Source organism: Mycobacterium sp. NGS26, assembly GCF_059813025.1.
In genome coordinates, this window is record NZ_JCALDU010000005.1 from 310,009 (window position 1) to 329,897 (window position 19,889).

Annotated in this window: 21 protein-coding genes; 5 read left to right on the forward strand and 16 right to left on the reverse strand. The window is 68.4% G+C overall.

The window, feature by feature from the left end; genetic code table 11:
* From AC5Y6X_RS18490 to AC5Y6X_RS18505, 4 genes are read right to left on the reverse strand one after another with little or no spacing between them, the layout of a single operon-like run.
* Positions 1-843 carry a carbohydrate ABC transporter permease gene (locus AC5Y6X_RS18490; protein WP_499988200.1) on the reverse strand — a complete coding sequence of 281 codons (843 nt, stop codon included), beginning with the start codon at positions 841-843 and terminating at the stop codon, positions 1-3.
* On the reverse strand, positions 830-1,756 hold the full coding sequence (locus tag AC5Y6X_RS18495) for a carbohydrate ABC transporter permease (protein ID WP_499988202.1): 927 nt from the start codon (positions 1,754-1,756) through the stop codon (positions 830-832). The genes AC5Y6X_RS18490 and AC5Y6X_RS18495 overlap by 14 nt, the downstream gene beginning before the upstream one ends.
* A complete protein-coding gene (locus AC5Y6X_RS18500) occupies positions 1,753-3,075 on the reverse strand; it encodes an ABC transporter substrate-binding protein (protein ID WP_499988204.1) in 1,323 nt (440 codons plus the stop codon). Before AC5Y6X_RS18500 ends, AC5Y6X_RS18495 begins: the two co-directional genes overlap by 4 nt.
* Complete coding sequence (locus tag AC5Y6X_RS18505) at positions 3,065-4,018, reverse strand: sigma-70 family RNA polymerase sigma factor (RefSeq protein WP_499988206.1); 954 nt, start codon at positions 4,016-4,018, stop codon at positions 3,065-3,067. Before AC5Y6X_RS18505 ends, AC5Y6X_RS18500 begins: the two co-directional genes overlap by 11 nt.
* Before the next feature lie 86 nt (positions 4,019-4,104).
* Here AC5Y6X_RS18505 and AC5Y6X_RS18510 point away from each other — a divergent pair, with 86 nt between their 5' ends.
* Complete coding sequence (locus AC5Y6X_RS18510; protein ID WP_499988208.1) at positions 4,105-4,455, forward strand: DoxX family protein; 351 nt, start codon at positions 4,105-4,107, stop codon at positions 4,453-4,455.
* 6 nt (positions 4,456-4,461) lie between these two features.
* On the opposite strand, the gene AC5Y6X_RS18515 is transcribed toward AC5Y6X_RS18510, so the two are convergent.
* Positions 4,462-5,256: a nuclear transport factor 2 family protein gene (locus AC5Y6X_RS18515; protein WP_499988209.1), complete on the reverse strand. Its 795-nt coding sequence runs from the start codon at positions 5,254-5,256 to the stop codon at positions 4,462-4,464.
* Positions 5,256-5,816: a pyrazinamidase PncA gene (gene pncA / locus AC5Y6X_RS18520; protein ID WP_499988427.1), complete on the reverse strand. Its 561-nt coding sequence runs from the start codon at positions 5,814-5,816 to the stop codon at positions 5,256-5,258. The genes AC5Y6X_RS18515 and pncA overlap by 1 nt, the downstream gene beginning before the upstream one ends.
* A gap of 98 nt (positions 5,817-5,914) precedes the next feature.
* On the opposite strand from pncA, the gene AC5Y6X_RS18525 reads away from it, so the two are divergent.
* Positions 5,915-6,775 (forward strand): DoxX family protein, encoded by an 861-nt coding sequence (locus AC5Y6X_RS18525; RefSeq protein ID WP_499988211.1) that lies wholly within the window; start codon positions 5,915-5,917, stop codon positions 6,773-6,775.
* A gap of 9 nt (positions 6,776-6,784) precedes the next feature.
* Here the strand turns inward: AC5Y6X_RS18525 and AC5Y6X_RS18530 are convergent, their stop codons facing one another.
* The 5 genes from AC5Y6X_RS18530 to AC5Y6X_RS18550 are packed head-to-tail and all read right to left on the reverse strand — an operon-like array spanning position 6,785 to position 12,737.
* Positions 6,785-7,153, reverse strand: coding sequence for a DUF2784 domain-containing protein (locus AC5Y6X_RS18530; protein WP_499988214.1), 369 nt, complete (start codon positions 7,151-7,153; stop codon positions 6,785-6,787).
* 3 nt (positions 7,154-7,156) lie between these two features.
* Positions 7,157-7,642: a gluconokinase gene (locus AC5Y6X_RS18535; protein ID WP_499988215.1), complete on the reverse strand. Its 486-nt coding sequence runs from the start codon at positions 7,640-7,642 to the stop codon at positions 7,157-7,159.
* A 38-nt stretch (positions 7,643-7,680) separates the two neighbouring features.
* Positions 7,681-9,678: a DUF7064 domain-containing protein gene (locus AC5Y6X_RS18540; RefSeq protein ID WP_499988218.1), complete on the reverse strand. Its 1,998-nt coding sequence runs from the start codon at positions 9,676-9,678 to the stop codon at positions 7,681-7,683.
* An 18-nt stretch (positions 9,679-9,696) separates the two neighbouring features.
* Positions 9,697-11,202 (reverse strand): carboxylesterase/lipase family protein, encoded by a 1,506-nt coding sequence (locus AC5Y6X_RS18545; RefSeq protein WP_499988220.1) that lies wholly within the window; start codon positions 11,200-11,202, stop codon positions 9,697-9,699.
* 53 nt (positions 11,203-11,255) lie between these two features.
* Entirely contained in the window at positions 11,256-12,737 is a 1,482-nt protein-coding gene (locus AC5Y6X_RS18550) for an HNH endonuclease signature motif containing protein (RefSeq protein ID WP_499988221.1), read from the reverse strand.
* Positions 12,738-12,815: 78 nt separating this feature from the next.
* On the opposite strand from AC5Y6X_RS18550, the gene AC5Y6X_RS18555 reads away from it, so the two are divergent.
* The gene (locus tag AC5Y6X_RS18555) at positions 12,816-13,499 is read left to right on the forward strand and encodes a hypothetical protein (RefSeq protein WP_499988223.1); all 684 of its coding nucleotides are present in this window, start codon (positions 12,816-12,818) and stop codon (positions 13,497-13,499) included.
* On the opposite strand, the gene AC5Y6X_RS18560 is transcribed toward AC5Y6X_RS18555, so the two are convergent.
* Together AC5Y6X_RS18560 and AC5Y6X_RS18565 are read right to left on the reverse strand one after the other, a co-directional pair.
* Positions 13,486-14,457, reverse strand: coding sequence for an SDR family NAD(P)-dependent oxidoreductase (locus AC5Y6X_RS18560; RefSeq protein ID WP_499988224.1), 972 nt, complete (start codon positions 14,455-14,457; stop codon positions 13,486-13,488). The two genes, AC5Y6X_RS18555 and AC5Y6X_RS18560, sit on opposite strands and share 14 nt — an antisense overlap.
* Positions 14,454-15,668 carry a cytochrome P450 gene (locus AC5Y6X_RS18565; RefSeq protein WP_499988225.1) on the reverse strand — a complete coding sequence of 405 codons (1,215 nt, stop codon included), beginning with the start codon at positions 15,666-15,668 and terminating at the stop codon, positions 14,454-14,456. Before AC5Y6X_RS18565 ends, AC5Y6X_RS18560 begins: the two co-directional genes overlap by 4 nt.
* A 93-nt stretch (positions 15,669-15,761) precedes the next feature.
* Between AC5Y6X_RS18565 and AC5Y6X_RS18570 the strand changes: the two genes are divergently transcribed.
* Positions 15,762-16,388, forward strand: coding sequence for a TetR/AcrR family transcriptional regulator (locus AC5Y6X_RS18570; RefSeq protein ID WP_499988227.1), 627 nt, complete (start codon positions 15,762-15,764; stop codon positions 16,386-16,388).
* 5 nt (positions 16,389-16,393) lie between these two features.
* On the opposite strand, the gene AC5Y6X_RS18575 is transcribed toward AC5Y6X_RS18570, so the two are convergent.
* From AC5Y6X_RS18575 to AC5Y6X_RS18585, 3 genes are read right to left on the reverse strand one after another with little or no spacing between them, the layout of a single operon-like run.
* A complete protein-coding gene (locus AC5Y6X_RS18575; RefSeq protein ID WP_499988229.1) occupies positions 16,394-17,194 on the reverse strand; it encodes a mycofactocin-coupled SDR family oxidoreductase in 801 nt (266 codons plus the stop codon).
* Positions 17,195-18,277 (reverse strand): NAD(P)H-dependent amine dehydrogenase family protein, encoded by a 1,083-nt coding sequence (locus tag AC5Y6X_RS18580; protein WP_499988232.1) that lies wholly within the window; start codon positions 18,275-18,277, stop codon positions 17,195-17,197. It abuts the gene before it with no gap.
* Between the two features lie 9 nt (positions 18,278-18,286).
* On the reverse strand, positions 18,287-19,075 hold the full coding sequence (locus AC5Y6X_RS18585; RefSeq protein ID WP_499988235.1) for an SDR family NAD(P)-dependent oxidoreductase: 789 nt from the start codon (positions 19,073-19,075) through the stop codon (positions 18,287-18,289).
* 211 nt (positions 19,076-19,286) lie between these two features.
* Between AC5Y6X_RS18585 and AC5Y6X_RS18590 the strand changes: the two genes are divergently transcribed.
* Positions 19,287-19,886: a TetR family transcriptional regulator gene (locus AC5Y6X_RS18590; protein ID WP_499988238.1), complete on the forward strand. Its 600-nt coding sequence runs from the start codon at positions 19,287-19,289 to the stop codon at positions 19,884-19,886.
* Positions 19,887-19,889 lie beyond the last annotated feature (3 nt).

The window sequence follows — 19,889 nt, forward strand, 5'->3', positions numbered from 1 at the left end:
CTACCCACCGAGTCCCGTCACCGCGATGCCGCGCACGAAGGAACGCTGCGCGATCGCGTAGATGATGACGAGCGGCAGCATGATCAGCATCGAGGTCGCCATGATCACCGGCCACCGCGCGACGTACTCGCCGCGCAGCCTGACCAGCCCGATCGTCAGCGTGGCCAGGCTGTTGCGCTGGATCATCAACAGCGGCCAGAGAAAATCGTTCCACACGTTGACCCAGGTGAGCACCGCGAGCACCATGACCGCGGGCCTGGCATGGGGAAGCAGGATCCGCCAGTAGATCTGCCAGGGCGAGCACCCGTCGAGAATCGCCGCCTCCTCGAGATCGCCTGGGAGCGTGCGGAAGAACTGCCGCATCAGGTAGGTGCCGAACGCGCTGCCGAACAGGCCGGGCACGATCATCGCCCACGGCGTGTCGACCCAGCCCGCGGTCCGCATCAGGATGAACTGCGGGATCACGGTCACGGTCAGCGGCACCATCAACGTGCCCAGGTACAAGACGAACAACGTGTCGCGGCCGCGGAATTGCAGGCGGGCGAACGCATATCCGGCCAGGGAGCAGAAGAAAACGTGCCCGGCCGTGACGCATCCGGCGTACAGCACGGTGTTGAGGAACATCCGCCCAAAGGGCATGAGCGCGAACACGTCGGTGTAGTTGGACCACCGCGGGTGGGCCGGCAGCAGCCTGGGCTCGCTCACCTCGCCATCCCGTTTCAGCGAGCCCGAAACCGCCCATGTCACCGGGAACAGCGCGCACCACGCGATCGCGATCAGCGCGGTGTAGACGGCGACGCCACGAACGAGGTTGCGCGTGACCACGCGCTCAGCTGAGGGCACCGGAAGCCTCCCACGAGCGGCGCCGCGTGATCCGCAGCTGCAGCACCGTCAGCACCAGCAGGATGGCGAACATCACCCACGCCAGCGCGGACGCATAACCGAATTCCAGGAACGAGAACGCGTGCTGAAAGAGCATGATGCCCAGGACATACGTCGCCGATTCCGGCCCTCCGTTCGGGCCGTTGAGGACGTAGACGATGTCAAAAGCCTGGAACGCGTGGATGATCGAGATGACCACCACGAACGAGATCGCCCCGCGGATCAACGGCACCGTGATGGACACGAACTGCCGTATCTCGCCCGCCCCGTCGATCCTGGCCGCCTCGTACACCGTTTCCGGAACGCCCTGCATCGCGGCCAGCAGGACGACGGTGGCGAACGGCACGCTGCGCCACACGCTGACCGTGCACAGCGAGGCCATCGCCCAATCGGGGTCCACCAGCCACGGGATCGGGCCGATCCCGACCCAGCCGAGCATGATGTTGAGCAGCCCGTTGTCGGTGTTGAAGACGAACTGCCAGACGACCGCCATCACCACCGACGAGATGGCCAGGGGCAGAAAGACGATCGTGCGAAAGACGCCGATGCCCTTGACTTTCCGGTTCAGCACGCCGGCGACGACGAGGCTGATGGCGATGGTCGGCACCACGGTCCCGACGGTGAAGACCACGCTGTTGCGCAGCGCGATCGGAAACAGCGGGTCCGAGGTGAACAGCTCCCCGAAGTTCTTCAGCCCCACGAACTTCGGCGCCCTGAACACGTCCCACTGCTGGAAGCTCATGTAGAGGGAGAAGCCGAGCGGAAACAGCATGAAGACGGTGACCGCCGCGAGGTTGGGCGCGACGAACAGGCGCCCGGCCCGCGCGCGCCGGCGCGAGGGCCGACGGGCCGCGGTGGTGTCGGCCGATGTCATGGGGTCCGCAACACCTCGTCGACGGCGCGGGACAGCCCGGTCAGCGATGTGGCCGGTCGCGCCCCGCGCAGAACGGGTCCCATGTTGCGGTCCATCAGCGCGGAGATCTTTTCCCACGCCGGGCTGACCGGAAGCCCTTCCGAATACGCCGGCCCCTCGGTGAGCACCGCGAGGTTACCGACCCTGGCGTGGGCCCGCCGGAATCCGTCGGAGTCGAGCGCGGACCGCAGCACCGGCACGAAGAGGTTGGACTCCCCGATCAACGCCTGCCCCACCGGGCCCGTCGCGAACTTCACGAATTCCCACGCCTGCTCCTTGCGTCGGGTGCTCGCCGAGATGGCCAGCCCGGTGGTGCCGATATTGGAGTGAGCGGGCTGTCCCTGCCGTCGCGGACCGACCGGCAACGCGGTGACATCGAAATCCAGGTCCTCGGCCCGGATGAAGGTCTGATATCGCCAGTGGCCGCCCAGCGCGATCGCCGCCTTGCCCGAGGCGAACAGGTCGGGCGTCGACATCGACTGCGTCTCGGATGCGTTGGGCGCCACCCGGTGTTTGTTGGACAGGTCGGCGTAGAACTGCACCGCCTCGATGAAGGCGTCGTTGTCGAAGTTGAAATGTGTCGGGTTCTTCAGCGGCGTGGACCACGGTACCCCGTTGTTCATCCCGAACAACCCGGCTGAATAGTAGGAAACAAATGTGTTGACGAAGCCCCACTGGGTGGCCCGCCCGGATCCGCTGCGCTTGGTCAGGGCGGTGGCGGTGTCCAGGAATTCGGTGAAAGTCCACGGCCGCTCCCACGTCCCGGGCGGTGCCGGCAGGCTCGCCTCGGCGAATAGTCGTCGGTTGTAGAAGAGGTAGTTTCCCGACCATTGCTCGGGGAGGGCGTACTGGCCGTCGTTGAAGGTGAAGGTGTCAAACAGGTTGGCGATGCTGTCCGATTTCAGCTGCGCGGCGAAGGCCGGATCCCGCGCCAACAACGTGTTCAGGTCCAGCAGCACCCCGCGGTCGGCGAGCTCGGCGAAGGTCAGCTCCCACGCCATCAGGACATCGGGGCACTTGCCCCCGGCGCAGAACGTCGACAGCTGCTGCATGACGCCCGGCCCGGACAGCACCGCGCGCACCTTGATGTCGGGATGGCGGCGGCAGAACTCGTCGATGATGCGCATCCGGGCCTGCCGCTCGTCGGGATTGGCCGCGAAGAAGAACGTCAGCGCGTCGTCGTCGGGAGCGCAGCCGGCGGCCCACGGCGCCAGTGAGGCCGCGGCGAGCGCGCCGGCGCCCCGCAGCAGATCCCGCCGTCCGAATGGGCTATCGAGCATGGTGCTCCCGATCCTGCCCGACGCGGCCCGGGTGTGCCCGCGACGGCGGGGCCGGCAGCGTGAGGACGGCCCGGCGCAGCCGCTCGGCGTCACCCGTGATGTCGATGGTGTGGATGCGGTTGTCGGCCCCGATGCCGATCCGCAGCATGATCCGGGGACGCCCGCGCGGTGCGATCACGACGCCCGGCGCGCCGTCGATGAGCAGGACCGCGCCGACCCTCGCGCGCCCGGCGAAGCGGCGGGTCTCCTCGGCAACCTCACGGGCGCCGCGCACCTCGGTCGGCACGTCGGCCGGAACCAGCCCCCGATCGACCCGGCGCACCACGTCGGGGGCGAGCAACTCGAGCAGGGTCGCGATGTCGCCGCCGCGCGACGCGGCCAGGAAGGCGTCGACGACCTCGACGTGGTGGGCCGTCCGGCCCGGTTGGGCGGGCGCGCCGCCGAGCAGTCGCCCGCGGGCCCGGCTCGCCAGCTTCTTCGCGGCGGCCGGCGACCGGTCCAGCAGGCCGGCGATCGTCTCGAACGGCACGGCGAACACGTCGTGCAGCACGAAGGCGACGCGCTGGGCCGGTGAGAGCCGGTCGAGCACGACCAGCAGCGCGCGACTCACCGAGTCGGCCAACAGCGTTTCCTCGTCGGCTGGCGGCGACCCGGTCCCGGCCAGCCGGTCCAGCTCGTCGGGGTCGGCCAGCGGTTGCTCGGCGCGCCGCTTGCGCGTTCGCAGCTGATCCAGCGCCTCGTGCGCGGTGATGGTCGTGAACCAGCCGGTGAGGTTTTCGATCTCGTCGACGGCGTCGGAACGGCTGGCCTTCAGCCAGGCCGACTGCACCGCGTCGTCCGCGTCGGCCAACGAGCCGAGCAGCTGATAGGCCACCGATCTGAGATGCCGGCGATCCGCGTCGAACCGTTGCGCCAGCTCCTCGAGTCTTTCCGGAGCGCCCAAGAGGTCACCTTTTCCGCACGGGGGTCGTCAAGGAGATGACCACGTCCATCGAGCTCTCTATAGCAAATCTGTAGCAAAGGAGGCCCATGAACACCACATTCGTCGTCGTCACGGTGGCCACCGCGGCCATCACCGCGGCCGCCGGCGTCGCCGACCTGATCCCGGCCGGGTTCGTGCTGGCAAACTCGGCCGAGGTCGGTGTGCCGCGTTCCTGGCTGCCGGCGCTGGCGGGGCTGAAACTGGCCGGCGCCGTCGGGCTGGTTGTCGGGCTGCTGGGGCTGCGGGCGTTGGGAATCGCGGCCGCCGCGGGCCTGGTGCTGTTCTTCGTCGGTGCCGTGCTCACGCATCTACGGGCCCGCGTCCTGTACAACATCGCGTTTCCCGGCGCCTTCCTGTGTCTGTCGGCCGCGTCGCTGGCGCTGATGGTCGCGCGGTGACGGGGATCAGGCGGGAAAATAGCGAATCTGGTTGATTGTGTCGGCCCGCCACGCCATGTCGGCGAACACAATGCCGCGCCCTTGGCTGAGGGCGACCGCGACCGTTGCGCCCGCACCGATCACCTTGGTCCAGCCGGCCCCGTCGAGTTGCTCGACCAGCTCGGCGAGCTCGAGCGGATCGTTGTCGCCCAAAGTTATTGCGGCAGTGGGTGATAGCGTCCGCACGGCGGCGGGCCGGTCGTTGCGCGCGACGGCCCCGAGGAACGCCTCCGTCAGCCTCTTGTGCCGCGCCCCGGCCCGCCGGAAGCCGGCCATGAAGCCCGCGGTGCCCCGCAGCCCCTGGTTGGCCAGCAGGCCGCGCGACAGTTGCAGGGCGGGCGTCAGGGCCGGGGTCCCGGCGCGCACGAACTGCAGCATCATCACCGGCAGTTCCCAGTAGGCCCGCAGGTGGGCAATCTGCCACTGGCCGTTGGCCTCTCGCAGGTCATAGCGCAACAAGGCGGGGATGTGCACCGTCACGGCCGGGCCCATCGTCACCTCGAGCTCGAGGTCACGCAGCACTGCGGCGCCGAAGACGATGTCGTTGCCGCGATGGAACGTGATGTCGTGCGGGCCGATGAAGGTGTCGTAGAAGCGGTAGATCTGCTCGCGTCCCACGTGCGGCCGCGACCCGACCGGGTCTTCGACGCGGGCGTCGGTGGTGAAGACACCCACCCAGCCGTCGCGGTCGTGCTCGGCGACCGCCCGAGGCGACCGCTCCACGGCGGCGAGCAGACGCTCACGGTCCAGGGGCACCACCATCAGCGGCCCTCGACCAACTCGACGCCGGCGGATCGCAGCTCGGCCAGGGCCGCGTCGGCCGAATCCGGCGCCACGGCCGCCGTCAGGTCGACGAGCACCCTGGTGGTCAAGCCGGCGCGCGCGGCGTCCTCTGCGGTGCACCGGACGCAGTGATCGGTGGCGATCCCGGCCACGTCGACCTCGTCGGCATCGTGTTGTCGCAACCAGTCGAGCAGCGACGTCCCGTTCTCGTCGCGGCCCTCGAAGCCGCTGTACGCCGCGGCGTAGGCGCCCTTGCGGAACGTCGCCTCGATCGGGCCGGTGTCGAGGTCGGGGTGAAACTCCGCGCCGAAGGTTCCCGCGACGCAGTGCGGCGGCCAGGACGACGAGAAGTCCGGGTGGTCGGAGAAGTGGTCGCCCGGGTCGACGTGGAAGTCCTGGGTGGCGACGACGTGCTGGTAGCCCGGCCCGCCGGCGAGATAGTCGTTGATGGCGGGGGCCAGGGCGGCGCCACCGGCCACCGCCAGCGAGCCGCCCTCGCAGAAGTCGTTTTGCACGTCGACGATGATCAACGCTCGCACCCAATCCACCCTATCCTCGTCGCGGCGGCGGCACTGCGGATAGCTGGGACGATGCGTCCGACGGTTTGTTTGCGGGCACGTCGGGTAACCCCCCTGCCATGTTGATCCGGAGAATCGCACGTCCCCTCTTGTCCGTTGCGTTCATCGGCCAAGGCGTCGAATCGCTGCTCAACCCGAAGCCGGCGGCGGACGCCGCCGCGCCCGCGGTGGAGGGCCTGCAGTCGCTGCCGGATCCGGTGGGCAGCAAGATTCCGAGCGACCCGCAGACGTTCGCGCAAATCACCGCCGCCGTTCAGATCGGGGGCGGCCTGCTGCTCGCCACCGGCAAGTTGCCGCGAGTGGCGTCGGCCGCCCTGGCGGTCACGGTACTGCCGGCCAACCTCGGCGCGCACATGTTCTGGGCCGAGACCGACCCGCAGCGCAAAGCCGAGTTGCGCCAAGCCTTCCTGAAAGACCTGAGCCTGTTGGGTGGGCTGGTCATCGCGTCCGCGGACACCGCGGGCAAGCCGTCGCTGGGGTGGCGCGGGCGCCGGGCGGCCGAACGGCTCTCCGAGCGGGTGTCCTCCGCGCTGCCGGGCTCGCAGGTGGACGGCGAACTCGGCGAACTCGGCGAGAAGATCGTGCACCGCCTGCAGGTCGGCGCCGAACGCGGGCGCGAGCTCGCCAGCACCGCCGCCGAACGGGGCGCGCCCTACGCCGAGGCCGCCCTCGAACGCGGGCGCGAACTGGCCAGCACCGCGGCCGAAAGGGGCGCGCCACTGGCGAAGAAGGCGCGCAAACGCACCGAAGAGCTGGCGAGCACGGCCGCCGAAAAGAGCGGGCCGCTGGCGAAGAAGGCGCGCAAGCGTGGCGAAGAGCTTGCCGACACGGCGTGGGCGCGCGGCAGCCGGCTGGCCGACACCGCGCGCGACCGGGTGGGCGGCCAGGTCAAGACGCGCCGGCGCAGGCGTCCCTGGTAGTCGCTCGCTTCAGCGGCCGGCGTGGCGGCGCTCTTGGCGGCGCCGCAGGTAGAGCGCCCACGAGAGCACCACGACCACGAACGAGACGAGCTGGACGCCCACCACCCAACCCGCGGGGTAGATCACGCCGTTGATGTAGTGGGCGATGAAACCGTCGGGCGGCAGCGGCGGCATTCCGGCGCGGGCCCGCGCCCAGCGTTCCACCCAGGTCAATGGGCAGTCGACGCTTTTGGTGGCGATGGCCGCACCCCAGATCACCGCGGCGACGTGCAGCCAGATCGTGCGTGGCCAGCGCAGCGCGAGGAAACCACCGGCCACGACGTAACCGATGAAGGCGAAGTGCAGCGCGACAACGAGCCCGACCACCGATTGGTACACGGCTCAGCCGCTCGAATCCCGCTGTGGTGCATGGTTTTTCAGGAAGGCGTCGACGGCGTCGACATCGGGGCCGATGTCGACGGTGACCCCGCGCTCGTCGGCGCCCAGCGGTTCCAGGATGTCGAATTGCGACCGCAGCAACGCCGGCGGCATGAAATGGCCGGTCCTGGCCGACATCCGGCGGTCGATCAATTCCGGCGAGCCGTTGAGGTGCAAGAACTCGACGCTCGGGCAGTGCGCCCGCAGCCGATCACGGTAGTCGCGCTTGAGCGCCGAACAACTCACCACGCCGCCGGCCGGGTGGCCGGCGAGCCACTCGCCCACCTTGTCCAGCCACGGATAACGGTCGTCGTCGTTCAGCGGTTCACCGGCGGTCATCTTGGCGATGTTGGCCGCCGGGTGCAGCGTGTCGGCGTCGAGGTAGGGCACCCGCAAGCGTTGTGCGAGTGCGCAACCCACCGTCGACTTGCCCGACCCGGAGACACCCATCACCACGATTGGTGACGGCGCGGCGCCCCGGACCGAGCTTATGTCCGGTCCCCCAGGTTGCGGTTCCACTCCACCCAGCCGACGCCGGCGCGGCCGTCCGGTGTGCTGACACTCGCCCACGCGCGGGGGAACTGGCTCACCCGCCCATCGGCGGCGATCAGGCGCACCGGCGCATGGCCGCGCACGTCGACGTCGGCGGCGATGTCGCTCGGCTCGAAGCTCAGCGTGGCGTTCAGGGGTAACCCGTTGGCGCCGAACGGTTCCCGGGAGGTGATGGTCCGCAGCTCGCTCACCTTGCCGTCGGCGCCCTGGATGTAGCCGATGCTGAAAGCCGGCGCGTCGGGAATCCGGATGTTCACGCCGTGCAGGTGGGTGCCGTCATCGAGATGCAGCGCGCTCCACAGCCAGTCCATGCTCCACCAGTCGCGCACGCCCCACGAGTGGTCGCGCTGCCCGGGAACCGAGTCGAGGCGATAGCTGGTGTCGCCGACCGTGACGGTGCCCGAAACCGTGCACGGGATCTCATAGCGCGTGGTGATCCGGTACTTGTACGGGGTGCCGGCGGTGGCCCACTCCAGCCGCATCGTCATGTCGACGGGGGTGCCGGGCTCGCCGCGCAACAGGGCCGACGGGTCCTGATGGGCCTCGCCCCGGGCCCGCACGTCGACGCTGTAGGTCCGCAGGGGCGCGCCTGCGGAGTGGCCGACCTCGACAGTATCGGTGCGCAGCACCCATGGATCCGCCGGCAGCGGGACCCGCGCGTCGACGGCGACGGTCGGCATGTCGGGTCCGCACAGCAGCGCATGAACCCACGCCGTCCGCTCGTTCGCGATCAGGCCGATGCGGAACCAACCGCCCAATCCCTGAGCCGCGTCGACGAAGTCGGCGTACCAGCTCTCGCTCCACAACGGTTCGTCGGTCGGCGCGTGCGCGAGTTCGTCCTCCTCCGACGGTCGCAGCGGCTCCGGCGCCGCCGCGGCGGGCAGCGTCGCCAACGCGTCGGTGTCCAGCACGTGGTCGCAGTGGCGTTCCAGCATCGTCATGAACAACCGGTCGCCGCGCTCGGTGCGCTCCACCAACATCGACGACACGATCGCCATCATCACGCCGAAAAAGCTTTGGCGGCGCACACCTTCGGCGACGTCGTCGACGGTGATCGGGGCCGCCGGTCCCAGCGCCTCGTGGTAGGCGCGCAGCAACGCGTCGTAGGCGGCGCGACGATCCCGCGTCGACAGCGCACAGCCGAGGAAGTAGGACAGGTCGGTCAGGGCCGGTCCCCAGGACACGGTCTGCCAATCGACGACGGTGAGCGGGCGGTCGGCTTCGGCGGTACCGAACAACATGTTGTCCAGCCGGTAGTCACCGTGCACCAGGCCCTGAATCCGGCCCGCCTCCTGGGCCAGGTAGCCGTCGAAGGCAGCGACCAGGCGTTCGCACACCGCGCGGTGCTCCGGGGCGATCCGGTCGCCGTAGCGCTCGACGAAGCCGGCGTAGAGCTGGGTGATCATGGTCTGGTCGAGCGGCGCGTCACGGTTGAGCCAGGGCGCTTCGGCCAGCGACGTGTCGCCGAGCAGCGGGCCGTGCAGCCGCCCCAGTTCGGTCACCGCGAGCCCGGCCTGTTCGATTGTGGCGCCGGCGATTTCGTCGCCGACGGTCGCCGGACCGGCGTCTCCGAGCAGCAGGTCGAACGCTCCCGTCGCGGCGTCGATGGCCGCGTGGTAGCAGGGCGCGATCGGCCCGCCGAGCCGCGGCGCGATGTCGCCGTAGAACCGGACCTCGCGCTCGTAGAGGCCCAGCGCCAATCCGGTCTGCCGGCTCACCGGATCGGTTGCCGCGACCTTCAGCACCACCGACTCCGGACCGCCCGGGCCCGCATCGTCGTAGCGCAGCCGGACCCGGTAGCACTCGCTCATTTGGCCGGTCCCGATGCGCTCGACGGCGAAATCGGCGACCACGCCGGCGCCGATCGCCGCGGTCAGCCAGGCGGCCGTGAGGTCACCGGGGCGTTCGATGACTTGTTCGGTGTCGGCGTGCATGGGGGTCAGCGTGCCAGGTCACTGCGCCAAGGAGAAGCCGTCCCAGGCCATCCGGCGCTGCGGGTGCGGGTCGAACTCGATGCGGCTCCTGCGGTCGAAGACCATGACGGCGCGCTGGGTGGGCGTGTAGGCGGGCCAGTCGTCGTGCGGCACCCCGGTGCGGCTGAAGTTGCGCCACCGTCGTTGCACCTGGTTGCTGACCCGCAGGGCGGCGCGCTGATCGGCCGCGGCGGTCAGCAACGCGCCGAGCCTGGTGCGATAGAAGTCGAAGACGGCCAGCAATTCGGTGGCGTGGGTGGCGCCCAATCCCGACCACCGCAACGTTCGCGGGGCGTAGTCGTACCGGTACAGGTAGGTGGGCGCGTGGCGGCCGTGGGCCTCGGCGATCTGCCAGGCCGCCGAGCTGAACGCGAAGTCGCCGCCGAGCTGAATGCACGCCGACGACGACGGGTAGTCCGGGTACGCGGCGGTAATGCGTTCGCGCGCAGCCGGTTCGGCGTCGGCCAGCAGCTCCTCGATCATCGACTGGTTCGTTGGCAGCATGCGCAGGAAGCGGGTGAACAGCCGGCCCTCTTCGGCGTTGGTGCCCACGATGAGCGGGGCGGGATGCGCGCGGCCGTCGCGCATCGCCTCGACGGGATCCATCGGCAGGATGTCGTCACCGGTGACCGGACCAATTGGGAAGGCCCCCAACCTTTTTTGCATGCCCTGCTCGATCAGCCGGTGCTGGGTTTCCACCAGTTGGGCGGCGGAGGCCTGCATCAGCGCACCGGCGGCGTCGCGGGTGCGGGCCCCGAGGAGGTTGGCGAACCGATGCGCGAACTCGTCGGCAACCTCCTTCGACCGCACCAGGCCCGACGCCGGACTTTCCGAGATCGCGCGGGCGAACAGGCCTTCGGCCGCGGGCACCGCCAGCAGCGTCGCGGTTATGCAGGCGCCGGCGCTTTCGCCAAAGATGGTGACGTTGCCCGGGTCGCCTCCGAACCCCGCGATGTTGTCTTTGACCCATTGCAGCGCCATCACCAGATCGCGCAGGTACAGGTTGCTCTCGATGGTGATTTCCCGGGTCGACAGCGACGACAGGTCCAGGCAGCCCAGCGCGCCCAGCCGGTAGTTCACCGACACATACACGCAGCCGCGCCGGGCCAACGCGGCGCCGTCGTACAGCGGGGTCGCCGAGCTGCCCAGGATGTACCCCCCGCCGTGGATGAAGACCATGACCGGCAGTGGTTCGGCTTCGCGGGATTCGGGTGCGACGACGTTGAGCGTCAGGCAGTCCTCGCTCATCGGCTGGTATTTGCCGACGCCCAGCATGGTGTAGCGGCGCTGCTGGGGCGCGCAGTGCGTGAAGCCGTGGCAGTGCCGCACACCGGACCAGGGCTGGGGAGGCAGCGGCGCCCGGAACCGCAGCGGCCCGACCGGCGGCCGGGCGTACGGAATGGATCGCCAGCGGTGCACGCCGTCGCGGGTGAAGCCTTCGACGATGCCGGCGGTGGTGCGGGCGCGGATGGTGCGCTCGTGCATAACCCGACGTTAGCGGACACCGATCCGCAGCGGTTCGGGCGGGATTGCGGCGCCTAGAAAGGCGGAGGGTCGTCGTCGGTTTGGGGCGGGGCGGGTCCGACGAAGCTGACTGGCTGTTCGCGCCGGGCCGTGCGGGCTTCGCGGTTGTGGTTGCGTTCGGTGGCGATGCGGTAGGCGCGGTCCTGGGCGCGGGTGCGGCGTCGTTTGGGCATCATCGCGGTGCGCTCGGCGCAGTAATCGGGCGCCGGGTCGGCTTCGACGGCGGCGAACCCGCCGACCGCGCGGCACAAACTGGGGAACAGCAGCGCGCTGCCCGGGGTGGTGACATAGGTGTGCCCGGTCGGGGCGGTCAGGATCAGCGTGCCGTCGGGCAGTTGCTGTTCGGCCCAGCCCAGGAAGGTCTTGATCAAATGGTGGGTTCTGCAGTAGCACTTCAGGTTTGACGCATGCGTGGCCCCGCCCTGGCTGTAGGGGATGGTGTGGTCGAGATCGCACCCGGCGGCCGGGGCATCACAACCGGGCCAGCGACACGTCAAATCCCGGCACCGCACAAAATCGGCCAACGCAGTCGACGGCACATAACCCGGTTCCGGGGGCGCGTCGCCGGGATGGACCAGCGGCACCAGCTTGGCCGACTTGGCCAACTCGGCCACGAGTTCGGGGGGAATCAGCCCATCGGCATTGAGTTCGGAGCCCGGGGCCGTGCCGGTCCCGTCGAGGGTGGCCTGCTCGGCGATCACATGAATCGCCACCGCGCCGGCCGCCGGCCGCGCCCCGGCCGCACAATCGCGCCGCCCGCACCGACAGCCCAGCCGGTCGGCGCCGGCGGCCAGCGCGCCCAGCGCATCGGCGCGGCGCTGGGCGCGGGTACGCCGATCGTGCTCACACACCGTGGCCGCCAACGCATCCAGCCGCTGATCCAGCGCGTGCGCGTCCGGGGCGAACAGGGTGCCGCTGATCTCGGCGAGCCCGCTGTGGACCCGATCACCAACCCAGACCCCGCGATCACGCTGGACCTCTCGGCGCCGGCGCACCGCATCGGCATCGGCGCGGGCCACGACCCGATCCACCTGGGCGGCCAGCCGACCCTGCGTCATCGACGGCCAGCGCACCACACTGGCCGCCAGGGTGGCATCCACAGCCGCGAGCACCGCCTCATCGGTGATCAGATCGGTGCGATACACCAACGTCTGAAACATCCGATAGTCGATCTCGCCCGCCCGAAACACCTCGGCCACCCTCGGTAAGCGCGCGCGCATGGCCAGCGCGTAACGCAGGTAGCTGCCCGCCATGGCCAGGCTGACCCGAAACGCCGCGGCCACCTCAGCACCCACCGCCGCCCAGGTATCCACCGCCCACTCGGCCGCCTCACCGCGCTGGGCGCGGCGCAGCTCGAACAACTCGCCAATGGCATCCAACCGATCCGCGGCCGACCGCGCCTCGCAACGCCACGACGCGCACATCCGGTCCACCAGCGCACGCGAGCGCTCGGTCCGCGGCGGATCCCAGTGCTCATGAAGCCGAGTATCGAACATGCGTTCGAGAGTAGCAGGGTCCACCGACAAAAGCTTGGCAGCTTTCGTTCACCGGTCTCGCCCCTTTAGCCTGGCGGAATGCGGATCGCCGCGCTAATCGCCCTGTCGTTGCTGATCGCCGGATGCTCCCACGGGGGTGGTGGCCGGCCGGGTCAGACGCAGACGAGCGGAGCACCGCCGGGCCCGTCCGCCGCCGCTCCCCCGTCGGGCAAACCGCCGGCGCCGTCGACCGGGCCGGCAGCCGGGGCGGCGATCTCCGACGTCATCGCGTGGATCGAGGCCGGTCACCCCGCCGATCCCGGCCGCTACCACACGGCGACGCGCGACGGCGTCGCCACACCGTTGGGCAACGACGTCGCCTTCACCGCCGCGGCCGGGAAAGTCGCGTGCATGACGGATTCCAAGCACACCGGCAACGCGCTGTCCTGTCTGGTCGACCTCGCCAATCCCCCGCCCCGGCCCGAGACGGCCTACGGCGAATGGAAGGGCGGCTGGGTCGACTTCGACGGGACGAACCTGCAGATCGGGTCGGCCCGTGGCGACCCGGGTCCGTTCGTCAGCGGCAACGGGCCCGAGCTGGCGAACGGGGACTCGTTGTCATACAACGACAATCGCTGTCGCTCAGACCAGGCCGGCGTGGTCTGCGTGAACTACGCCCACCAGTCGGCGGTGCGGTTCGCCGCCACGGGCGTGGTGCCGTTCGGCTGCCTTCGGTCGGTGCCGCCGCCCGACGGGGTCGGCGCCGCGTTCAGCTGTCCATGATCGTCGCGAACAGCTCGCTCATCTCGTCGGCAGGTCCGCCGGGCACGGTGTGGCCGGCTTCGTCGCGGATCTCGTCGAGATGGTCGCGCACATCCTCGATGGACAGCTCGGGGCTGTGGAAACCCGTTGTCCTGCCGATGAAGAAGCGCGCGACGTGCCCGGCGCCGACGGTGTAGATCTCCCCGGAGACCGGGCAATCCCGGTGGGCCAGGAAGGCGACCACCGGAGCCACCAGCGCCGGATCGAGCCGCTGAAGGTATTGGCCCACAAGGTCATCCAGCATCGCTTGTGCGGACGCGTCTGTTTCGACGTCCTGCCGACCGGTTGCGTTCTCGACTTCGCGCGCAAGCATCCGGGTGTATGCGATCGGCGCGACGGCGTTGACCTTGATGTCGTGCTCGGCCCCTTCGGCGGCCAACACTCGGGTGAAGCCGATCAGGCCCGTCTTGGCCGCGCCGTAGTTGCTCATCCGTTCGGCGCCGAGGATTCCGGCGGCCGAGCAGGTGTTGACCACCCGGCCATACCGCCGCTCGCGCATGACCTTCCACGCCGGGCGGGTCACGTAGAACGCGCCCTTCAGGTGGACGTCCAGCAGCGGCTCGAGCCGGTCGGCGGTCATGTCCTCGAACGGGGCGTCGCGCACGATTCCCGCGTTGTTGACCACGATGTCCACCCGGCCCCAGGTTTCGAGCGCGGCATCGATGATCGCCTGTCCGCCTTCGGGAGTCGTCACGCTGTGGGTGTCGGCAACCGCGGCGCCGCCGCGCCGCCGAATCTCGTCGGCAACGGCGTCCGCCGCCCCGCTGTCCGAGCCGTCGCCCGTCACCGACCCGCCCGTGTCGTTGACGACGATGCGTGCGCCACGCGAGGCGAGCAGCAGCGCGTACTGTCTGCCCAATCCCCCGCCGGCGCCGGTGATCACGGCGACCTGCCCGTCGAATCGCAGCTCGTTGGTCACCAGCTGACCGGCAGCTGTTTCATTCCATAGATGTTGGAGACCTTGAAGCTCAGCCGATCTGGCGAGACCGCCAACGTCAGCCCCGGCAGCCGCCGCGCCAGTGTGGTGAACGCCACCTGCATTTCCACGCGGGCCAGGTTTGCCCCGATGCATTGGTGCACGCCGTAGCCAAAGCCCAAGTGCCCGCGCGTGTTTCGATCGACATCGAACGCTTCCGGATCTTCCACGAATTCTGGATCCCAGTTGCCGGCGGGCAGGTTCATCATCACGAATTCCCCGGCGCGGATCAGCTGACCTCCGATCGTTAGGTCTTCGGTGGCCACGCGATCGACCTGACTGTGCACGATGGTCAGGTATCGCATCAGCTCCTCGACGGCATTCGCGATGACGGCGGGATCGTCGGTTTGCCCGAGCCGCTCGAACACGTCGGGATGCGCAAGCAGCGCAACCGTTCCCAACGAGATCATGTTGGCGGTGGTTTCGTGGCCGGCCTGCATCATGATCACGCTGCTCATGGCCGTCGTCGCATGGTCGAGCTGGCCCGTCGCCACGTATTCGGTGACGAGGCGGCTGATCAGGTCGTCGCCTGGTTCGCGTTCCTTGCGCTCCACCAACTCCTCGATGTAGGCGTACATCGCCCCAAAGGCTTGGCCCCTCTCCTCGTCGGAGGACCTCTGGTCCAACCCCACGGTGGTGTGGTGCTGGAACAGCCCGAGGTCTTCGGGCGGCACCCCAAGCAGCAGCGCGATCACCAATGACGGTACCGGCAAGGCGAATTCGCGCACCAGATCGGCCGGCGCACCGTTGGCGACCATCTGGCCGAGGTAGTGGTCGACGATCTGCTGGATTTGCGGCCGCATGGCTTCGCAACGCCTGAAGGTGAAGTTGCTTGTCATCATGCGCCGCAATCGATGATGCTCGGGATCGTCGGTCCGGGCGAACATCACCGGAACCTTGTTGTCGGCGTCCTTCGGCATGATCGAGTCAGAAATGGTCTTCGCGGACAGTCGCGGATCGACCAGCGCCGCCCTGATGTCCTGGTAGCGGCTCACCACCCAGACGGGGTTGCCCTGGAACGTCGCCTTGCGGAGCCCGGGCTCGTCTCGCCAGTTCGCGAATTCGGGTGGCGGCGCAAGCGGGCAGTGCGCAGCGCGCGGGACGGGCAGCACAGGAAGATCGAGGTCCGGGTGGAACTCGGAAGTTGTTGACATCACCGGCATTTCCTGTTAAGTGGCAGATAGCTGTCAATTAGGTGAGCGTAGAACCCCGCCGACTGACAGTCAACCGTCAGTTAGGCTGTCACCATGACCGCGGTTGAGGACCGGCCGTTGCGCGCGGACGCGGCACGCAACGTCGAGCGGATCCTGCGCGCAGCGCGGGACGTCTACGGGGAGTTCGGGCCCGATGCACCGGTGGAGGCGGTCGCGCGCCGGGCGGGCGTCGGTGAACGAACGCTCTACCGTCGCTTCCCGACGAAGGCTGACCTGGTCCGCGCCGCCCTGGATCAGAGCATCGCCGACGATCTCATCCCGGCGATCGAGGAAGCCCGCCGCAGTGCCGACCCGCTGCGCGGCCTCGGCCGGCTCATCGAAGCCGCGATATCGCTCGGCGCCCGCGAGCGCAACCTGCTGACCGCGGCGCACCGGGCCGGGTCGCTGACCGCCGACATCTCGGACTCGCTGAATGAGGCGCTCGGCGAGCTGGTCCGCCGCGGCCAGCAGGCCCGCGTCGTCCGCGCCGATTTGGTGGCCGACGATCTGCCGCGTTTGATCGCGATGCTCTATGGCGTGCTGCCGACGATGGATTCGGCCAGCGATGGCTGGCGGCGATACGTCGTCCTCATTCTCGACGCGATATCGGACTCGGATAGACAACCGCTGCCCTCTGCGCCCGCTCTTCGTTTTGCCGAGCCGAGCAGCTGGCGGGTGTGACCGGCTTAGTTGATGGTGACGCCGGCGTCGACCTTGAACTGCAGGCCCGTCACGTATCTGGACTCATCGGATAGCAGGAAAAGCACTGCGTTACTGACGTCGACGGGCTCGACGGCCGGCGTGGGCATCGCATTGACGAAGATGGGGATCAGGTCCGACCGCTGCTCGCCCAGTAGGGCTCCGAACGACGGCGGAATCATGCCGGTAGGGCAGCCCGTCGGAAGCACAGCATTGACCCGCACGTTCCGGGCGGCCAATTCGTTGGCCAACGCCAGCGTCAGGCCCACCACACCATACTTCGCGGCGGTGTAAGGCGCTTGCAGCGGAAAACCCTTGACGGCGCCCGCCGAACTGATGTTCACCAGGCTGCCGCCTCCCTGTTCGAGCAGGTGGGGAATCGCGGCCGCGCACGTGTTCCACACACCTATGAGGTTCACGTCCACCACCGTGCGCCAGTCTTCGATCGTCGTTCTGTCCCACGGCGCGATCGTCAACACGCCGGCGTTGGCCACCGCCCCGTCCAGCCCGCCGAGTTCGCCGACGCCGTCATCGACCGCCTTGCGTAACTGTTCACCATCCCGGACGTCGACGACATAACTGACACAGCGACGACCGATTTCGTCGACCATCCGTGCCGTTTCGTCGAGATCTTCCCTTGTGGCCAAGGGATATTCGATCTGCGGCAGGGATTGGCAGATGTCGACCAGGATCAGGTCCGCACCCTCCTCTGCGAGCCGCAGCGCATGACTGCGCCCCAGACCGCGGCCGGCGCCGGTGATCAGAACGCGTTTATCGGCGACGCGCACCTAACGCTCGCTCCACATCAGGCCGTGCATCGTCGCGGACAACGGGATGTCCTCCACACCGATCAGCCCCGAGGGCGCGCGGCACACCCAATCGATCGCGTTGACGGCGCGGCCCGCCGTCGAGATGCAGCCGGCATCGGTGGAATCGAGAACCGGATGGGAAACGTGCGTGTTGATCTCCACCCGCGGCTCGCCCTCCACGACAACGCGGTGTACGCCGGTGTGCCCGTCGGGCGGGTACTCCCAGTCGGGCGCCGCGGCCGGGGTCAGCCTCGTCACATGTTCCAGGGTGATCACCGGTTCGCCGTCGCGCACACCCTCGGTGGCAAACCGAACGGCGGCCATCTGCCCCGGCTCCACCGTCATCATCGTGCAGTCGATGCGCTCCGGTGTGAACCAGCGTTCGGTGCGCTGCCGAACATCGTCGAGTTCGATGCCGAGATTGTCCGCCAGGCTGCGCACCTGACCGCCCCACATCGACACGATCACACCGGGCAGGAACATCATCGCCGGCTCGTCGTCCGCGGTAGTTCCGAACCCCATTGCGGCACCGGTGAACTCGACGTCGTCGTAGTTGCCGTAGTCGAAGATCTCCTGCACCGTGATCGACGAGACGCGGGTGGTCAGGCTGACCGCCGAGTGCACCAGCGTATCGCCGGAGAAGCCCGGGTCGATGCCGTTGACGTAGAGCGAGGTGTTGCCGGCCGCACAGGCTTGTTCGAGCGGCACCCGGAGCCAGTCTTCGGCGTGGCGAGGAGTGACCAGCCAGACCATGGACGTACCAACGACATTGGTGCCGGCGGCCAGGAACTTGGCCATCTGCTCGATGGCCTCCATCGGCCGGGTCTCCCCCTGCGCTGTGTAGACGACGCAGTCTGCGCCGAGGCCGACCAGGGCGTCGATGTCGTCGGTCGCGATGACGCCGGTGGGCTGGTCCAGTCCGCACAGCTGCGCCGCGTCCCGGCCGATCTTCTCGGAGCTCGCGGCATGCACGCCGACCAGCTCGAGATCGGGTCTGCCGATGATCGCCCGCAAGGAGTGCCGCCCCACGTTGCCGGTCGAGAATTGAATGACTTTGCGCACTGGTAGCCCTCAGTAGTCCGGTATCGGCAGCGGCGAATTGTTCGAGTCGATGCCGCCGTCGACGTGGAAGATCGCGTTCGTCGCATAACAATCGCGCGTGCAAAGGTACACCGTCAGCCTCCCGAGGTCCTCGACGTCGCCCAGACGATGCAGCGGCGTGGCTTCTTTCATCTTTTCCAGCGACCCCGGCATCAGGTCCAGGCTGCTCTGCAGACCGTCGGTGGCGAACGAGCCAAGCGCGATGGCGTTGACGCGGATCTTCGGCGCGAGTTCCTGGGCCATGGCACGCGTCAGGGCCTCGAGGCCGCCCTTAGCGACGCAATACGCGGTCAGCGCCCGAATCCCGAACCGGGCCGAACCCGACGAGATGTTGACGATGGAACCGTGCCCGGCATCGAGCATGTGCGGGGCCACCAGCTGACTCATCATGAAGGCGGACGTCACGCACCAATCGAAGGTATGCCGGAAATCGTCGTCGGTGATGTCCAGGAACCGCGCGTAGGTGGAGCCACCGACGTTGTTGACGAGAATGTCGATGCGGCCGAATCGTTCCATCGCCGTGTTCACGACGCGCTCGCCATCGGCACGACTCATCGCGTCCGCGACGAGCGCCAGCCCCTTGCCGCCGGCATCCTCGATGCCCTTGATCGAGCCGACGATTTCGGACTCGGTGCGAGCGGTCCCGACAACCGTGGCGCCGGCCTCCGCCAACACCCGGGCGATGCCCGCACCGACACCGCGCCCGGCACCCGTGACGATCGCGACCTGTCCGTCCAGCCGGAACTGCTCCAACGCCATGCGGGGCTCCCTCGACCGAGTGATGTGTGCGCCGTTCACTGTAAGAATGCATCCTGACTAAAGTCAATGAAATCATGAAGTCAAGGTTGGCGTCGCCGTGGTGTAACGTAACGATGCTCAAGGCATGCAAGCTTTTTTAGCGGACGCACGTCATAATGGCTCAATTGCCCTCGGAACTCTCACATGAGTCAGGTCAACAGTTAGGAACGAGATGGCTGTGACGGACAGGTTGTCTGCGCGGGAGGCAAAGCGCCTGCAGACGAGGGAGCGATTGATGGGCGCCGCGATCGCCGAGTTCGCCCGGGCCGGAATGGCCGAGGCCGACGTCAGCGCGATCGTGGCTGCGGCAGGGGTCGCCCACGGAACCTTCTTCTTCCACTTCCCCACCAAGGAGCACGTTCTGCTGGAGCTCGAGCGCCGCGAAGAGGACCGCATCGCCAAGCAGTTCGCGCAGTTCCTGAAGTCCAAGCACGACCTTGCGGCCGCTTTACACGAGGCCGTCCGCCTGGTGGTCGGGCTGGAACGTCGACTGGGCGATCGGCTGTTCAATGACTTTCTCGCGCTGCACTTCTCCCAAACCCGTCCACCCGTCGAGGACGGCACCGATCACCCCTTGATCGTGTTGGTCGCCCAGGAGATCGCGCTTGCTCGCGAACGCGGCGAGACGGATCCGCACGTCAATCCCATGAACAGCGCGGTGTTCTTTTTGCTGGGTCTCTACTCCCTGTTGATCACCACGAGCCACTGGCCGACCGGCCATGATCTGCTGGAGGACTACGTCGCGAGGACATTGCGGAGCATGGCGCCCTGAACC

Coding starts and splice junctions, on each gene's coding strand:
- AC5Y6X_RS18495 (WP_499988202.1), bottom strand. CDS start 1,756: ATGACATCGGCCGACACCACCGCGGCCCGTCGGCCCTCGCGCCGGCGC.
- AC5Y6X_RS18500 (WP_499988204.1), bottom strand. CDS start 3,075: ATGCTCGATAGCCCATTCGGACGGCGGGATCTGCTGCGGGGCGCCGGC.
- AC5Y6X_RS18510 (WP_499988208.1), top strand. CDS start 4,105: ATGAACACCACATTCGTCGTCGTCACGGTGGCCACCGCGGCCATCACC.
- AC5Y6X_RS18515 (WP_499988209.1), bottom strand. CDS start 5,256: ATGGTGGTGCCCCTGGACCGTGAGCGTCTGCTCGCCGCCGTGGAGCGG.
- AC5Y6X_RS18525 (WP_499988211.1), top strand. CDS start 5,915: ATGTTGATCCGGAGAATCGCACGTCCCCTCTTGTCCGTTGCGTTCATC.
- AC5Y6X_RS18535 (WP_499988215.1), bottom strand. CDS start 7,642: ATGGGTGTCTCCGGGTCGGGCAAGTCGACGGTGGGTTGCGCACTCGCA.
- AC5Y6X_RS18540 (WP_499988218.1), bottom strand. CDS start 9,678: ATGCACGCCGACACCGAACAAGTCATCGAACGCCCCGGTGACCTCACG.
- AC5Y6X_RS18545 (WP_499988220.1), bottom strand. CDS start 11,202: ATGCACGAGCGCACCATCCGCGCCCGCACCACCGCCGGCATCGTCGAA.
- AC5Y6X_RS18550 (WP_499988221.1), bottom strand. CDS start 12,737: ATGTTCGATACTCGGCTTCATGAGCACTGGGATCCGCCGCGGACCGAG.
- AC5Y6X_RS18555 (WP_499988223.1), top strand. CDS start 12,816: ATGCGGATCGCCGCGCTAATCGCCCTGTCGTTGCTGATCGCCGGATGC.
- AC5Y6X_RS18565 (WP_499988225.1), bottom strand. CDS start 15,668: ATGTCAACAACTTCCGAGTTCCACCCGGACCTCGATCTTCCTGTGCTG.
- AC5Y6X_RS18570 (WP_499988227.1), top strand. CDS start 15,762: ATGACCGCGGTTGAGGACCGGCCGTTGCGCGCGGACGCGGCACGCAAC.
- AC5Y6X_RS18585 (WP_499988235.1), bottom strand. CDS start 19,075: ATGGCGTTGGAGCAGTTCCGGCTGGACGGACAGGTCGCGATCGTCACG.
- AC5Y6X_RS18590 (WP_499988238.1), top strand. CDS start 19,287: ATGGCTGTGACGGACAGGTTGTCTGCGCGGGAGGCAAAGCGCCTGCAG.